This window comes from Streptomyces argenteolus (assembly GCF_042902585.1).
GTDB classification, from domain to species: Bacteria; Actinomycetota; Actinomycetes; order Streptomycetales; family Streptomycetaceae; genus Streptomyces; species Streptomyces argenteolus.
The window spans coordinates 307724-322505 of the sequence record NZ_JBIBEG010000006.1 but is presented as its reverse complement, the minus strand read 5'-3'; the positions used below and the strand labels follow the sequence as shown (position 1 = coordinate 322505).

The 14782-nt window shown below is 73.1% G+C and carries 14 protein-coding genes; 7 read left to right on the top strand and 7 right to left on the bottom strand.

Going from position 1 to position 14782, the window contains the following annotated elements:
• Positions 1 to 95: 95 nt before the first annotated feature.
• From ACFY8O_RS22695 to ACFY8O_RS22685, 3 genes are all read left to right on the top strand, one after another.
• The gene (locus ACFY8O_RS22695; protein ID WP_387905098.1) at positions 96 to 1322 is read left to right on the top strand and encodes a hypothetical protein; all 1227 of its coding nucleotides are present in this window, start codon (positions 96 to 98) and stop codon (positions 1320 to 1322) included.
• 41 nt (positions 1323 to 1363) lie between these two features.
• Entirely contained in the window at positions 1364 to 1963 is a 600-nt protein-coding gene (locus tag ACFY8O_RS22690) for a pyridoxamine 5'-phosphate oxidase family protein (protein ID WP_387905096.1), read from the top strand.
• Positions 1964 to 2027: 64 nt separating this feature from the next.
• A complete protein-coding gene (locus ACFY8O_RS22685) occupies positions 2028 to 2729 on the top strand; it encodes a L,D-transpeptidase family protein (protein ID WP_387905094.1) in 702 nt (233 codons plus the stop codon).
• Between the two features lie 7 nt (positions 2730 to 2736).
• On the opposite strand, the gene ACFY8O_RS22680 is transcribed toward ACFY8O_RS22685, so the two are convergent.
• The 5 genes from ACFY8O_RS22680 to argC form a co-directional block, all read right to left on the bottom strand.
• Complete coding sequence (locus tag ACFY8O_RS22680) at positions 2737 to 3273, bottom strand: arginine repressor (protein ID WP_073751528.1); 537 nt, start codon at positions 3271 to 3273, stop codon at positions 2737 to 2739.
• A gap of 25 nt (positions 3274 to 3298) precedes the next feature.
• Entirely contained in the window at positions 3299 to 4495 is a 1197-nt protein-coding gene (locus ACFY8O_RS22675) for an acetylornithine transaminase (RefSeq protein WP_387905091.1), read from the bottom strand.
• The gene (gene argB / locus ACFY8O_RS22670) at positions 4492 to 5418 is read right to left on the bottom strand and encodes an acetylglutamate kinase (protein ID WP_387905089.1); all 927 of its coding nucleotides are present in this window, start codon (positions 5416 to 5418) and stop codon (positions 4492 to 4494) included. Before argB ends, ACFY8O_RS22675 begins: the two co-directional genes overlap by 4 nt.
• A complete protein-coding gene (gene argJ / locus ACFY8O_RS22665) occupies positions 5415 to 6569 on the bottom strand; it encodes a bifunctional glutamate N-acetyltransferase/amino-acid acetyltransferase ArgJ (RefSeq protein ID WP_145806366.1) in 1155 nt (384 codons plus the stop codon). The genes argB and argJ overlap by 4 nt, the downstream gene beginning before the upstream one ends.
• Positions 6570 to 6657: 88 nt before the next feature.
• On the bottom strand, positions 6658 to 7686 hold the full coding sequence (gene argC / locus ACFY8O_RS22660; RefSeq protein ID WP_145806368.1) for an N-acetyl-gamma-glutamyl-phosphate reductase: 1029 nt from the start codon (positions 7684 to 7686) through the stop codon (positions 6658 to 6660).
• Between the two features lie 556 nt (positions 7687 to 8242).
• Here argC and rox point away from each other — a divergent pair.
• The 3 genes from rox to ACFY8O_RS22645 all read left to right on the top strand — a co-directional run bounded on the left by rox (position 8243) and on the right by ACFY8O_RS22645 (position 11538).
• Positions 8243 to 9670: a rifampin monooxygenase gene (gene rox, locus ACFY8O_RS22655; RefSeq protein WP_387905085.1), complete on the top strand. Its 1428-nt coding sequence runs from the start codon at positions 8243 to 8245 to the stop codon at positions 9668 to 9670.
• A gap of 74 nt (positions 9671 to 9744) precedes the next feature.
• Complete coding sequence (locus tag ACFY8O_RS22650) at positions 9745 to 10821, top strand: hypothetical protein (RefSeq protein ID WP_387905083.1); 1077 nt, start codon at positions 9745 to 9747, stop codon at positions 10819 to 10821.
• Positions 10822 to 10905: 84 nt separating this feature from the next.
• A complete protein-coding gene (locus ACFY8O_RS22645; RefSeq protein ID WP_387905080.1) occupies positions 10906 to 11538 on the top strand; it encodes an SRPBCC family protein in 633 nt (210 codons plus the stop codon).
• A 383-nt stretch (positions 11539 to 11921) separates the two neighbouring features.
• On the opposite strand, the gene ACFY8O_RS22640 is transcribed toward ACFY8O_RS22645, so the two are convergent.
• Positions 11922 to 12320 (bottom strand): DUF5997 family protein, encoded by a 399-nt coding sequence (locus ACFY8O_RS22640; protein ID WP_208766023.1) that lies wholly within the window; start codon positions 12318 to 12320, stop codon positions 11922 to 11924.
• 58 nt (positions 12321 to 12378) lie between these two features.
• On the opposite strand from ACFY8O_RS22640, the gene ACFY8O_RS22635 reads away from it, so the two are divergent.
• Positions 12379 to 13143, top strand: a complete 765-nt coding sequence (locus ACFY8O_RS22635) for a LysR family substrate-binding domain-containing protein (RefSeq protein WP_387905077.1) — start codon at positions 12379 to 12381, stop codon at positions 13141 to 13143.
• A 420-nt stretch (positions 13144 to 13563) separates the two neighbouring features.
• On the opposite strand, the gene ACFY8O_RS22630 is transcribed toward ACFY8O_RS22635, so the two are convergent.
• Positions 13564 to 14727 carry a serine hydrolase domain-containing protein gene (locus ACFY8O_RS22630; protein WP_387905074.1) on the bottom strand — a complete coding sequence of 388 codons (1164 nt, stop codon included), beginning with the start codon at positions 14725 to 14727 and terminating at the stop codon, positions 13564 to 13566.
• Positions 14728 to 14782 lie beyond the last annotated feature (55 nt).

Here is a 14782-nt window from a genome sequence, read left to right as displayed (position 1 = left end):
CAAAGCTGCCGGTCGGCGCAGCGGAAACCGGTGGGCTGGGAGCCCCGTGCGCCTCTACGATCGGCCCTCGGCGCAAGCGGCACACGGGGGGACGGATGGACGACGAGGACGGTCCGGCCGGGCGTCTGGCCCGGGGGCTCCCGCTGCGCGAGGCGCTGGACACCACCGACCCCGCGGCCTGGCTCGCGCTGGACACGGAGGTGCGGCGGCTCGCCTTCCGGAGCGCGAGCCCGGTGCCGGCCCGCCGCCGGATCGGAGACGTTGCGGACGGTCCGCTCTCCGTCTCGGACGAATCAATGATCGCCCTGGCCCTGTGCCACCCGGACGGCCGGGTGCGCCAGGCGGCCCTGGCCCCGGCGGCAGGCGCCCCGGCGCTGTGGCCGCTGCTCGTGATCCGCTGCTCCGACTGGGTCGGCCCGGTGCGCGAGAGGGCCAGGGAAGTCCTCGCGGACGCCGGCGGATCGCGGCTGGCCCCGCTGGCAGGGCTCGTCCTGCTCCTGGCCCGGCGCGAGCGCGGCGGCTTCGCCAGGGACGTGCTGGAGCGCGTCCTGCGCGAAGGCCCGCCCGCGGATGTCGTGGCCCTGCTGACCAGCCGGGACCGGGCGGTGCGCCGGTTCGCGTACCGCGTGGCGGTCGACCGGCACCTGCTGACCCCGGTGGAGCTCGCCCGCACCGCGGCGAACGCCACGGACGACGTGCGCCTCCAGGTCCTCCTCGCGGAGGCGGTGCTCGCCCGGTCGGGCGAGTGCCGCCTGCGCGAGGAGGACGTCCTGGCACATCTCCTGGCCGCCCGGTCACCCCAGGTCCGGTCGGTCGGCGTGACGGGGCTGCGGCGGACCGGACGGCACGGCGAAGCCGTGCCGTTCCTCTGCGACCGGTCGGCGCTCGTCCGGGCCTGCGCCCGGTACGTCGTGCGCCAGGCCGGCACCGATCCGCTCCCGCTGTACCGGTCGCTGTGCACCGCACCGGCGAAGCACCCCGCCGCGGCGGCCGGACTCGGCGAGTGCGGCACCCGTGCGGACGCGGGGATCCTCTGGGCCCTGACAGGCCACCCCCTGGCGGCCGTGCGTGCCCAGGCGGTGTCGGGACTGCGCGCGCTCGACGCCGTACGTTCCGACCGGGTGGAGCCGCTGCTCGACGACCCGGCGCCCGCCGTGGTCCGCGCCGCGGCCCACGCGCTGCGCCCGCACGCCGCCGGGCTCGACCGGGACCGGCTGCGCGCACGGCTCGCTCCGGACCGGCTCCGGGCCACACGGGCAGCGGCGCGGCGGCTTCTGGCCCAGCAGGACCTCGCCGGCGCGCGGGGCCTGCCCGGATGGTGAAACACCCGGTCGCGTACAGCTGTTCGCACGACAATGCCGCCATGGGAAAGACACACGACCGCATCGACGGCCGGCTCAGGACCTTCATCGAGGAGCAGCCTCTGTTCTTCACCGCGACCGCGCCTCTGGACGCCGAAGGCACGGTCAACCTCTCCCCCAAGGGGGTCAGCGGCTCGTTCGCCGTGCTCGACGAACGGACCGTGGCCTACCTCGACTTCGCCGGCAGCAATGCCGAGACCGTCGCCCATCTCCGCGAGAACGGCCGCATCACGCTGATGTGGTGTGCCTTCCAGGGCCCGCCGAACATCGTCCGGGTGCACGGCCGCGGCGAGCCGGTCTTCCGCGACGACCCGAGGTTCCCCGGCCTGCTGGGGCGCTTCACCGGCGTCGATCCCTCCCCGCACGGGCTGCGCGCGATCATCGTGGTGACCGCGGAACTCATCCGCGACACCTGCGGCTTCGCGGTGCCGTTCATGTCCTACGACGAGGACCGCTCGCTCCACGCGGACCGCTTCGCGCGCGAGGACGACGAGAGCCTGAGCGAGTACTTCGAGAAGAAGCCCGACATCGGCACCAGCATCGACGGCCTGCCGGGGCTCCCCCTCCCTCTCCCCGCCCTGCCCGCGCCGTCGCCGGAGTGAGGCGCTGGGCCGTACGGAGCAGGCGCGGTGGGGGCCAGGCGCCGCACCCCGTACGGTCCCGAGCATGCGCAGATTCCTGGTGACCGCGTCGGTCCTGCTGGCCCTGGCCGGTTCGCTCGCGGCGCGGCCCGCCGCGCCGCCGCCGCTGCCGGAGCGGCTGGCCGACACGGGCGGCGGCACCCAGCTCGTCACCGCCGAGGCCCCCGGCCCGGGCTCCACCACGGGCACCGTCACCTGGTGGGACCTGCGCCCGGGCGGATGGGTGGCCGCGGGTTCGGCGCCGGGGCGCTTCGGGGCCGCCGGCCTGACCGAGGGCAGGACCCGCACGCAGGGTACGAACACGACGCCCACCGGGCTCTACGACCTGCCGTACGCCTTCGGGATCGAGGCGGCGGCGCCCGGAACCCGGTACCCGTACCGCCGGGTCACCGACGCCTCCTGGTGGTGCCAGGACAACGCCTCGGCCGCGTACAACCGCTGGGTGGAGCCGCGCCCCGCCGACTGCCGGGCCGGCGAGGCCGAGCACCTGATCACCTACCGGACGCAGTACGCCCGTGCGCTCGTCATCGGCTTCAACTACCACCGGCCGGAGCGGGGCAGGGGCGCCGGGATCTTTCTCCACGTCGACGGGAAGGGCGCGACCGCCGGCTGTGTGTCCGTGCCGGCGGTCGCCATGGAACGCATCCTGGCCTGGGCCGATCCGGCACGCCGGCCGCACATCGCGGTCGGCACGGCGTCCGGACCGACCGCGATCACCCTCTACTGAGGACCGGTCAGCGGTCGTTCTGCGCCAGGCGCAGCAGATGGTCGGCCAGCGCCTGGCCACCGTTCGGGTCACGGCTGATCAGCATCAGCGTGTCGTCACCCGCGATGGTGCCGAGGATCGCCTGGAGCTCGGCCTGGTCGATGGCCGAGGCGAGGAACTGGGCGGCGCCCGGAGGCGTGCGCAGCACCACGAGGTTGGCGGAGGCCTCGGCGGAGATGAGCAGCTCCGCGGAGAGCCTGCGCATCCGCTCCTCCTTCGCCGACCCGCCGAGCGGCGCCTGCGGGGTGCGGAAGCCGCCCTCGCTCGGCACCGCGTAGATCAGCTCGCCGCCGGTGTTGCGGATCTTCACCGCGCCGAGCTCGTCCAGGTCGCGCGAGAGCGTCGCCTGGGTGACGCTCAGCCCGTCGTCGGACAGGAGCCTGGCCAGCTGGCTCTGCGAGCGCACCGGCTGCCGGTTCAGGATGTCCACGATCCTGCGGTGACGTGCGGTGCGGGTCTGCGGCACCGACGGCCCGCCGTGATCGGTGTCCTGCGCCTCGGTCATCGTCGTCGCCTCATTCTCCGGATCGTCACTCCCCGGATCGTCCTTCCCCGTAAGCCGCGTCGAGAGCTCCCGGCAGAATCCGCAGGAACTCGTCCACCTCGGCGTCACCGATGATCAGCGGCGGCATGAGCCGTACGACGTCGGGGGCGGGCGCGTTCACCAGGAGTCCGGCTCCCTGAGCCGCCTGCTGCACCTTCGCGGCGTGGGGCCCGGTGAGCACGATACCCAGCAGCAGTCCGGAGCCGCGGACGTGGGAGACCAACGGGTGCCCCAGGCCCTCGACGCCCTCCCTGATCCGCTCGCCGAGGCGCTTCACGTCGTCCAGGGTGCCGTCGGCGGCGAGCGTGTCCAGGACGGCCAGGCCGGCGGCGCAGGCGACGGGGTTGCCGCCGAACGTCGTGCCGTGCTGACCGGGCTTCAGCAGGTCGGCGGCGGGGCCGAACGCGACGGTGGCACCGATCGGCAGCCCGCCGCCGAGCCCCTTGGCGAGCGTGACCACGTCGGGCTCGACCCCCTGGTGGGCCTGGTGCTCGAACCAGTGGCCGCAGCGTCCGATCCCGGTCTGCACCTCGTCCAGCACGAGCAGGGTCCCGGTGGCCCGGGTGATCTCCCTGGCCGCCTCCAGGTAGCCCGCAGGCGGTACGGCGACGCCGATCTCGCCCTGCACCGGCTCGATGATCAGCAGCGCGGTGTCGGTCGTCACGGCGGCCCGGAGCGCCTCGATGTCGCCGTACGGCACGTGGGTGACGTCGCCGGGCAGCGGCAGGAAGGGGGTGCGCTTGGCGGGCTGGCCGGTCAGGGCGAGGCTGCCCATCGTCCGGCCGTGGAAGCCGCCGTCAGTGGCGACCATGTGTGTGCGCCCGGTCAACCGGCCGATCTTGAAGGCCGCCTCGTTGGCCTCGGCGCCGGAGTTGCAGAAGTAGACCCTGCCCTTGCGGCCGAAGAGCTGGAGGAGCCGTTCGGCGAGCTCGATCGGCGGCTCGGCGGTGAAGAGGTTGGAGACGTGGCCGAGGCGGGCGATCTGCGTGGAGACGGCGTCGACCACAGCGGGGTGGGCGTGGCCGAGCGCGTTGACCGCGATGCCGCCGACGAAGTCGAGATAGGCGGTGCCGTCCGCGTCCCACACCCGGGCGCCCTCGCCGCGCACCAGGGGGAGCTGCGGCGTGCCGTAGTTGTCCATCAGCGCGTCCTGCCAGCGCTGTGTGATCTCCTCGTTGCTCATGACTCCCCCTCGTCGCCGGTCTGTGCGGCGGGTGTCGCGTCGGGCACGACCATCGTGCCGATTCCCTCGTCGGTGAAGATCTCCAGCAGGATCGAGTGCTGGACCCGGCCGTCGATGACACGGGCGGTCTCGACGCCGTTGCGTACGGCGTGGAGGCAGCCCTGCATCTTGGGCACCATGCCGCTGGAGAGGTCGGGCAGCAGCTTCTCCAGCTCGGTGGCGGTGAGCCTGCTGATGACGTCGTCGCTGTTCGGCCAGTCCTCGTAGAGGCCCTCGACGTCGGTGAGGACCATCAGCGTCTCGGCGCCCAGCGCCGCGGCGAGCGCGGCGGCGGCAGTGTCGGCGTTGACGTTGTAGACGTGGTTGTCCTCGGCGGAGCGGGCGATGGAGGAGATGACCGGGATGCGGCCGTCGTCCAGCAGCGCCTGGATCGCTCCGGTGTCGATGGCGGTGATCTCACCCACCCTGCCGATGTCCACGGCCTCGCCGTCGATCACCGGGCGGTGCTGGGTGGCGGTGATCGTGTGCGCGTCCTCGCCGGTCATGCCGACGGCGAGCGGGCCGTGCTGGTTCAGCAGCCCGACGAGCTCACGCTGGACCTGTCCGGCGAGCACCATCCGTACGACGTCCATGGCCTCGGGCGTGGTCACCCGCAGCCCGGCCTTGAACTCGCTGACCAGGCCCTGCTTGTCGAGCTGGGCGCTGATCTGCGGGCCGCCGCCGTGCACGACGACGGGCTTGAGGCCGGCGTGCCGCAGGAAGACGACGTCCTGGGCGAAGGCGGCCTTCAGTTCGTCGTCGATCATGGCGTTGCCGCCGAACTTGATGACGACGTTCTTGCCGTTGTGCCGGGTGAGCCAGGGCAGCGCCTCGATGAGGATCTGTGCCTTGGGCAGCGCGGTGTGCTTCCTCGCGGCGCTCATGAGCTGTACGCGCTGTTCTCGTGGACGTACTCGGCGGTGAGGTCGTTCGCCCAGATCACGGCCGACTCGTCGCCGGCGGCGAGGTCCGCGGTGATCCGGACCTCCCGGTAGCGCATGTCGACCAGCTCGCGGTCCTCGCCGACGCCGCCGTTCTTGCACACCCAGACGTCGTTGATGGCGACGTTCAGCCGGTCGGGCTCGAAGGCGGCCCGCGTCGTGCCGATCGCGGACAGGACCCGGCCCCAGTTGGGGTCCTCGCCGTGGATGGCGCACTTCAGGAGGTTGTTACGGGCGATGCTCCGGCCGACCTCGACGGCGTCGTCCTCGGTCGCCGCGTTGATCACCTCGATCCGGATGTCCTTCGAGGCGCCCTCGGCGTCGCCGATCAGCTGGCGCGCGAGATCGGCGCAGACGTGCTGCACGGCCTGCTCGAACTCGGCCCGGCCGGGGGTGGTTCCGCTCGCACCCGAGGCGAGCAGCAGCACGGTGTCGTTGGTCGACATGCAGCCGTCGGAGTCGACCCGGTCGAAGGTGGTGCGGGTGGCGGCACGCAGCGCGGCGTCCAGAGCGGGTGCCTCGACGTCGGCGTCGGTGGTGAGGACGACCAGCATGGTGGCGAGACCGGGGGCGAGCATGCCCGCGCCCTTCGCCATGCCGCCGACGGTCCAGCCCTCGCCGCCCGCGACGGCGGTCTTGTGCACCGTGTCCGTGGTCTTGATCGCGATGGCGGCCTTCTCGCCGCCGTACTCGCTGAGGGCCTGCGCCGCCTTCTCGATGCCGGGCAGGAGCTTGTCCATGGGCAGGAGCACCCCGATCAGCCCGGTGGAGGCGACCGCGATCTCGCCCGCGCTGTGGCCACCGAGGACCTCGGCGGCCTTCTCGGCGGTGGCGTGGGTGTCCTGGAAGCCCTGGGGGCCCGTACAGGCGTTGGCGCCCCCGGAGTTGAGGACGACGGCGGTCACCTCGCCTCCCTTGAGCACCTGCTCCGACCAGAGGACGGGCGCGGCCTTGACCCGGTTGGAGGTGAAGACGCCCGCGGCGGCGCGGCGGGGGCCGTTGTTGACCACGAGGGCCAGATCCGGGTTGCCGCTCTCCTTGATCCCGGCGGCGATCCCCGCCGCCGTGAATCCCTTGGCTGCCGTGACGCTCACTGCATCTCCTCGTTCGCTTCTCCGGCCGCGCGGCGCGGCGGTGCGGTCTTCGTCGTCTGCCGCAGCACGGCGGCTGCGTGCGGGGCACTCAAGGCGCGACCCCGATCGTGGAAAGACCCGTGTCCTCGGGGAGCCCGAGGGCGATGTTCATGCTCTGAAGGGCGCCGCCCGCGGTGCCCTTCGCGAGGTTGTCGATGGCGCTGATCACGATGATCCGCCCGGCCGCCCCGTCGTGGGCCACCTGGATCTGCACGGCGTTCGATCCGTACACCGCCGCGGTGGACGGCCACAGGCCCTCGGGCAGCAGGTCGACGAACGGCTCCTCGGCGAAGGCCTTCTCGTACACCGCCCGCAGCGACTCGGCGCTCACGCCGGGCTTCGCCTTGGCGCTGCACGTCGCGAGGATGCCGCGGGGCATGGGCGCCAGGGTCGGGGTGAAGGACACGGTGACGGGCTCGCCGGCGGCGGCCCCGAGGTTCTGCATCATCTCGGGTGTGTGCCGGTGCCCCCCTCCGACGCCGTAGGGAGTCATGTTCCCCATGACCTCGGAGCCGAGCAGGTGCGGCTTGAGGGCCTTGCCCGCGCCTGAGGTGCCGGACGCGGCGACGACGACGGCCTCGGGCTCGGCGAGCCCCGCGGCGTACGCCGGGAAGAGGGCGAGGGAGACGGCGGTCGGATAGCAGCCGGGCACCGCGATGCGCTTGGATCCCTCGAGCGCCGCGCGGGCCCCGGGGAGCTCGGGCAGTCCGTAGGGCCAGGTGCCCGCGTGCGGGGAGCCGTAGAACGCCTCCCAGTCGGCGGCGTCCTTCAGCCGGAAGTCCGCGCCCATGTCGACGACCAGCACCTCGTCACCGAGCTGCTCGGCGACGGCCGCGGACTGGCCGTGCGGGAGCGCCAGGAAGACGACGTCGTGCCCGTCGAGCACCTCGGCCGTCGTCGGCTGCAGGACACGGTCGGCGAGCGGCCTCAGATGGGGCTGCAGGGCACCGAGCCGCTCTCCGGCGTTGGAGTGGGCGGTGAGGGCGCCGATCTCGACCTGGGGGTGGGTGAGGAGCAGGCGGAGCAGTTCCCCGCCGGCGTATCCGCTCGCTCCTGCCACTGCCGCACGTACCACCATCGGAAATCCTCCTCGTCGATGGCATGACTATACGCACCTATGCAGTTTTATGCAAAGACTTTCGGGCATGCTCGTACGGCCCTGAGAGGGCTGGGCGGCGCGAGAGGGAGCCCGCCGGGCGCAGCAACGGTGCGAGCGTCGCGGCGCGAGGCCGGGCACCAGCGGTCGGGCGGGGACGGAGCGTCCGGGACTGCGCCGCCGAGGGCCACGCGAGAGGCGCCGGGTCACGCCGAGGAGAAGCAGCCAGGAGCAGGGGCCCTGCCGAGCAGTGACGGGGAGGGCGCGAAAAAGAGAAAGGCAAGGAGCTCACCCTCTCCTCGCCACTCTCAACATATAGCGCATGGGGGGCCTTGCGGCAAGGCCCGGGTGGTGCCGCAGAATATCCGCTCGAAGCCGGAACCTGGGGAAATCCGGGGTTCGCTCCGTACGCGCGTTTTGTCGGCGTACCGGTTCCGTGCGGTGGCGAACCACCGGCGGAAAACGGCGGGGATGCGTGCCCGCGGACCGCGTGGAGCGGCCGGCCGAAGAGCAAGTGCGATGAATGGGGCGGGTTTTCATGATCGACGTGATCGTTGCAGGCGGCGGACCGACCGGCCTGATGCTGGCCTGCGAACTGCGGCTGCACGGCGTGCACGTGCTCGTGCTGGAGAAGGAGACCGAGCCGACCGTGCAGTCGCGGGCCCAGGGCCTGCACGCGCGCAGCGTGGAGGTGATGGACCAGCGCGGCCTGCTGGAGCGGTTCCTCGCCCTCGGCAGGAAGTTCGAGGTCGGTGGCTTCTTCGCGGGGCTCAGCGACGCGTGGCCCGACGGGCTGGACACGGCACATTCCTACGTCCTCGCCATCCCGCAGCAGGTCACCGAGCGGCTGCTGGCGGAGCGCGCCGCCGAACTGGGCGTGGAAATCAGGCGGGGCCAGGAACTGACCGGGCTGAGCCAGGACGACGAGGGGGTGAGCGTGGAGCTGGCCGACGGCACACACCTGCGCTCCCGTCACCTTGTCGGCTGCGACGGCGGGCGCAGCACGGTGCGCAAGCTGCTCGGTATCGGGTTTCCCGGGGAGCCCTCCCGGGTCGAGACGCTGCTCGGCGAGGTGGAGACGGACGCCTCACCCGAGGCGCTGGCCGCCGCGACGGCCGAGGTCCGCAAGACCCAGAAACGGTTCGGTTTCGCGCCCCTGAAGGACGGGGTGTACCGGGTGGTCGTGCCTGCCGAAGGCGTGGCCGAGGACCGTACGGCCCCGCCGACGCTCGACGAACTCAAGGTGCAGCTGAGGGCGTTCGCGGGCACCGACTTCGGTGTGCACTCCCCGCGCTGGATCTCCCGCTTCGGCGACGCCACCCGGCTCGCCGAGCGCTACCGGGCCGGCCGGGTGCTGCTGGCAGGCGACGCGGCGCACATCCACCCGCCGACCGGCGGCCAGGGTCTCAACCTGGGGGTCCAGGACGCGTTCAACCTGGGCTGGAAGCTGGCCGCCGAGGTGAACGGCTGGGCCCCCGAAGGGCTCCTGGACAGCTACCACACCGAACGGCACCCGGTGGCCGCCGCCGTCCTGGACAACACCCGGGCGCAGATGGAGCTGATGGCCGACGCACCGGGCCCCCGGGCGGTACGCCGGCTGATGGCGGAGCTGATGGAGATCGAGGACGTGAACCGGCACGTGATCTCGAAGATCATCGGTATCGGCATCCGCTACGACTTCGGCGAGGGCCACGAGCTGCTGGGCCGGCGGCTCCGGGACGTCGAACTGGAGCGGGGCCGCCTCTACGGGCTGATGCACGGCGGACGTGGGCTGCTGCTCGACCCGGCGGGACAGCTCTCCGTGGCGGGCTGGGCGGACCGGGTCGATCATGTCGTCGACAGCAGCAAGGAACTGGACGTGCCCGCCGTGCTGCTGCGGCCGGACGGCCATGTGGCGTGGGTGGGTGAGGACCAGCAGGACCTGGCCGGCCCCCTGACCAGGTGGTTCGGCGCCGCCACCGCGTGACGGCGCGGACCGCCGGAGGCACGGGCGCCGGTGCGGGGGCGGGAGGTGTCAGTGGGGTCCGCTACCTTGCCGCCATGTCGATCACCGCACAACTGCGCGACTCGGTGACGCTGCCGGGGGGCGGCGCACTGGTCAACGGCTACGCCTTCGAGGTCGACGGGGAGCGCCTGCCCCGCGCGCTCCTGCGGCACGGGCACGAGCTGGAGGTCCACGACCTCCACGAGGTGTTCGCCGGCGAACGGGCCCCTGCCGCCGTCTTCCCCCTGCCGTGGCCGGGGTGGGACAGGGGTGTTCACTCGGTCAGCCCCGACGCCACGTTCGCGGTCTTCTCGGGTCAGCGCGCGGTCCGCGCCGTCGGCCGGAGGGGGGAGCTCCTGTGGGAATACCGGCACGCCTGCTGGGGACCCGAGATCGGCCACCCGCACACCGGGGACGAGCAGGAGGTGTGCCGCGGCCTCGAACACGGATCCTGTCAGGTCTCCGCGGACGGCCGGTTCGTCTGGGCCCATGTGGTGGTGGAGCCGGAGGTGGGGAACTGGCAGGAGCGCTGGGTTCTCCTGGACGCCGGGGACGGCCGGGAGCTCGGCCGGATCCCGCTCGACAGCGCCGCCTCGGGCTCTCGCCATCTGCCCCACCCGGACGGCGTCCACATGGGGCTGTGCATCGGCATGGGCCAGGACGGCGTCCTGCTGCACTGGGCGCGCTGGGACGGTGAACAGCTGACCGGCTGGGACCTGGGCCGGCGCACGGACCGCATCCTGCTGGACGCGCACCCGGCGCACCCGGGCTTCCTCACGGTCGAGCACTACGGGACGGACCTGGAGCTGCACGCCCTTGACGGCACGCCGATCGCCGAGGCGTGCCTCGATCCTGACGACGACGAGGAGGACGACCCGCCCCGCTGGGAGTACGACGGCGGCTTCGTCGACGCCCACACCCTCATCTCCTCCGTGACCGGCTCCGGCGGTCCGGAGCATGCCCGCCACCGGCTGCTCGACGCCCGCACCCTGGAGGTGCGCGGAGAGGTCGAGTACCCCGGGGGCGCCGTCGACAGCTACGTGCGCCCGCTGGGTGACGGCACCTGGCTGACCTACGACGACACGACCGGGACGCTCAGCCGCTGGGCCGAGGCGGGCGCCTGCGCCCGCTGAGGCGGTACCGGCCGAACTTCGGTTACATGGGCTCCGGTGCCCGGCACCACGGAGCGGACCGGCAGGCGGAGGAAGGGAGCGGCCGTGAGCGAGATTTTCGAGGAGATCGAGCGCGTGCACCGGAAGGTCGGCACGCGCCGGGTGGGGTCGGACGAGGCCGGGACGGTCCTGTTGCGGCGCACGTTCGACGTGGCGCCCCCCGACGTCTGGGACGCGCTGACCTCGCCGGACCGCATCCCCCGGTGGTTCCTCCCGGTGACCGGGGAGTTCCGGGTGGGCGGACGCTACCAGCTGGAGGGCAACGCGGGCGGCGAGATCCTGGAGTGCGTGCCCCCGGAGCGGCTCCGGGTGTCCTGGCAGTTCGGGCCGGATCCCGGCTTCAGCGAGGTCGAGGTGCGCCTGACACCGGAGAGCGGCGGTGGCACGCTGTTCGAGCTGGAGCACGCGTCCGTGGTCCCGGAGGAGTTCCGGAGTCAGTACGGGCCGGGCGCCGTCGGGATCGGCTGGGACCTGGCCCTCCTGGGGCTCGGCTGGCACCTGACGGGCGGCGGGCTCGACCCGGAGGACGCCGCCGAATGGCAGAACTCACCCGAGGCGAAGGCCTTCGTGGCCCGCTCGGGCGAGGAGTGGGGACGCGCCTTCGCCGCCTCCGGCGCGGATCCGGAGCTCGTGACCGCCACGACGGTGGCGACGATCGCGTTCTACACGGGGGAATAGACCGCCGCCCCAGGCCGTCCGTCGCCCGTCCGTGCGAGCGGGGGCACTCAGGGCCCCTGACGAGCCCGTGCCGCCCCGGAGCCGCCGCCGATGAGCCCTGCGGGAGTCAGCCGCAGCCGCCGCCACGCGTCTGTGTCCCCCGGGTACTCGGCCCCAGCGCCTCGGGCGTCGTGGGCAGCCTCTCCGCCGACGGCAGCGTGGAGGGCACCATGCCACGCACGTCCGGGACCGGTGTGTGAGGAGGGAGAGGCCCACCGCTTCAGGGCCGGCGGGCCGTCCTCCCCGAGGTGTCCGGATCGGCGCTTGCGGCAAGGACCACCGCCACCGCCCCGGCGTCCCGCGCGGGGACGGCGGCACGGACGTGGGGGTGCCCGGCGGGAACGTCAGTCGCGGTCGGCCTGCTCGGCGCGAGCGGCGTTGCGCTCCTTGATACGGACGGCTTCCTTGCGGACCTCGGCCTGGGTGGCGCGCTCCTTCTGGAGCCACTCCGGGCTCTCCTGCTTCAGCGCGTCGATCTGCTCGGTCGTGAGCGGCTCCGTGACACCGCCGCGCGCGAGGCCGGCGATGGAGATGCCCAGCTTCGAGGCGACCACGGGCCGGGGGTGGGGTCCGTTGCGGCGCAGCTCCTGCAGCCACTGGGGCGGGTCCGACTGCAGCGCGTTCAGCTCGGCGCGCGAGACGACGCCCTCCTGGAACTCGGCGGGGGTGGCTTCGAGGTACACACCCAGCTTCTTCGCCGCGGTGGCGGGCTTCATCGTCTGGGTGGTCTGGTGCGACGTCATGGTGTCCAGGGTATCGAGCATGTGCGCCCCCTCCGACCACGGCCGGTAACCTGGCGGGGTGACAGGCTCCGAAGCACCCCCTGCGTTCCGGCTCGCCTACGTTCCCGGCGTGACCCCGACCAAGTGGGTGCGGATCTGGAACGAGCGGCTGCCCGACACCCCCCTGACCCTGGTCGGCGTGCCCGCCGCCGAGGCGGCCGGTCTGCTGCGTGACAGCGGTGCCGACGCCGGTTTCGTGCGGCTGCCCGTGGACCGTACGGACCTGAGCGCGATCCCGCTCTACACCGAGACGACCGTGGTCGTGATCCCCAAGGATCACGCCGCGACGGCCGTCGAGGAGATGACGGCCGAGGATCTCGCCGAGGAGATCGTGCTGCATCCCCTGGACGACGTCCTCGACTGGGAGCGTCCGCCGGGCCGGCCCGCGTTCGAGCGGCCCGCCACGACGGCGGACGCGATCGAACTGGTGGCGGCGGGGGTCGGGCTCCTCGTCGTACCGCAGTCGCTGGCCCGTCTGCACCACCGCAAGGACCTCACCTACCGCCCGCTGACGGGGGTTCCCGAGTCGCGGATCGCGCTGTCGTGGCCGGAGGAGAAGACGACCGACCTGGTGGAGGAGTTCATCGGGATCGTCCGCGGGCGCACGGTGAACAGCACCCGTGGCCGACCCCCGACACCGCCGCAGCCCAAGGCAGGTCGCGGTGCTGCGAAGAAGAGCGGCACCCCGCGCAAACCGGCCGCGGGCGGGGCGAAGAGCGCCAAGGGAGGCGCGAAGAACCCCAGGGCGGCGGCCAAGCGCGGAAAGCCCCGCCGCCGGCCGTGACGCACGGCCCGCACGCCGGGGGCCCGCGCAGCGGGACGCCGCACCACGGAAGCCCGCGGCGGCAGAGCCCCCGGCGGGAAGGTGCTCCCGCACCCCTGTGACCGCTCCCCCACCCGTGCGGCTCCGGAGCGACGCGCCAGGTGTGCTCCCCGGCGGGACGCCGGCCCCCACGGACCGCTCCCGGACTTCTGGTTCCTGCCGGTGTTCGCGGCACTGACCGCGGTGACCCGCTGGCGGCCCGGCTGCACCCGCTGTGGCCTTTCGCCGTCGTCCAGCACGCCGCCGTGTTCCGGCACCGGCCCGCTGCGCCCGGGTGCCTCCGGCACCCATCCGTGCGAGCCGGATCCGTGTGAAGCTGGGCCCACGCGCCGCACCCGAGCCGCGGAGGACGCGTACGGGCGGGGCTGGTGAGCCGGCCGGTTACCGGGCTGCCGGGAGGGCGCCGTACACCGCGTCGATCAGCGCCATCTTGCGCGGGTCGTCGGCGATGTGGGGACCCATGCGGTTCATGACGTAACCGAGCGCGACCCCCGCCTCCGGGTCGGCGAGACCGCAGGAGCCGCCCGCCCCGTCGTGGCCTACGGCACGCGGGTTGGGACCGTACGAGGAGTTCGGGCCGCTCAGCCAGAGACCGAGGCCGAGCTCCGTCTCGTGGGCGAAGCCCGCTCCCAGCACCAGGTCCCGGCAGCTGCCCTGGCCCTCCCGGATCCGCTCGGCCGCCTCCTCGGACAGGATGCGGCGGCCGTCGAGGCTGCCCCGCCCGGCGACGATGCCGTAGAGGGCGGCGACCGCGCGGGCGGTGCCGTGGCCGTTGGCGGCGGGGATCTCGGCGGCCCTCCACTCGGGGGTGTTGGCGGCGGCGGTGCCGGTGCCGGGGTTGAGCAGCGAGGCGATGGCCAGCGGCTCCATCTGCGCGAACAGAGCGGCCTGTTCGCGGAAGACGGCCTTCGGCTGGACGAGCTCGGCCACCCTGCCCGCGTCCTTCTCGGGCAGTCCGACGGTGAAGTCGATGCCGAGCGGGCCGGTGATCTCCTGCCGCAGGAACTCTCCGGGCAGCAGGCCGGTGACCCTGCGGACGACCTCGCCGACGAGGAAGCCGTACGAAATGGCGTGGTAGCCGGAGCGGGTGCCGGGCTCCCACCAGGGTTCGGTCGCCGCGAGCCGGGCGGTGGTCAGCTCCCAGTCGTAGAGCTCGGCCAGGGTGTGCGGGTCGCGCAGCCCGGCGACGCCCGAGCGGTGCGAGAGGAGGTGGCGCACGCGGACGGACTCCTTGCCCGCGGCGGCGAATTCGGGCCAGTAGGCGGACACCGGGGCGTCCAGGTCCAGGAGTCCCCGGTCGACGAGGACATGGGCGCAGAGTGCGGTCGGGCCCTTGGTCGTGGACCAGACGTTGACCACGGTGTCGCGCTCCCACGGGCGGGTCCGGTCCCCGTCGGCCCAGCCGCCCCAGAGGTCCACCACCGGGGCCCCGTCGAGCAGGACGGTGACCGCGGCGCCCAGTTCGCCGCGCTCGGCGAAGTTCGCCGCGAACGCGTCGCGCACCGCCGCGAACCGGTCGTCACAGTGGCCATGGATCTGCGGCACGGGTCTCTCCTCGTCTCGGTGGCACGCACCATACCGACTGGTCGGACTGGCGGGA

Bases quoted from the DNA above. Each gene is read 5' to 3' on its own strand.
- ACFY8O_RS22695 (WP_387905098.1), top strand. From the start codon at position 96: ATGGACGACGAGGACGGTCCGGCCGGGCGTCTGGCCCGGGGGCTCCCG.
- ACFY8O_RS22690 (WP_387905096.1), top strand. From the start codon at position 1,364: ATGGGAAAGACACACGACCGCATCGACGGCCGGCTCAGGACCTTCATC.
- ACFY8O_RS22685 (WP_387905094.1), top strand. From the start codon at position 2,028: ATGCGCAGATTCCTGGTGACCGCGTCGGTCCTGCTGGCCCTGGCCGGT.
- ACFY8O_RS22680 (WP_073751528.1), bottom strand. From the start codon at position 3,273: ATGACCGAGGCGCAGGACACCGATCACGGCGGGCCGTCGGTGCCGCAG.
- ACFY8O_RS22675 (WP_387905091.1), bottom strand. From the start codon at position 4,495: ATGAGCAACGAGGAGATCACACAGCGCTGGCAGGACGCGCTGATGGAC.
- argB (WP_387905089.1), bottom strand. From the start codon at position 5,418: ATGAGCGCCGCGAGGAAGCACACCGCGCTGCCCAAGGCACAGATCCTC.
- argC (WP_145806368.1), bottom strand. From the start codon at position 7,686: ATGGTGGTACGTGCGGCAGTGGCAGGAGCGAGCGGATACGCCGGCGGG.
- rox (WP_387905085.1), top strand. From the start codon at position 8,243: ATGATCGACGTGATCGTTGCAGGCGGCGGACCGACCGGCCTGATGCTG.
- ACFY8O_RS22650 (WP_387905083.1), top strand. From the start codon at position 9,745: ATGTCGATCACCGCACAACTGCGCGACTCGGTGACGCTGCCGGGGGGC.
- ACFY8O_RS22640 (WP_208766023.1), bottom strand. From the start codon at position 12,320: ATGACGTCGCACCAGACCACCCAGACGATGAAGCCCGCCACCGCGGCG.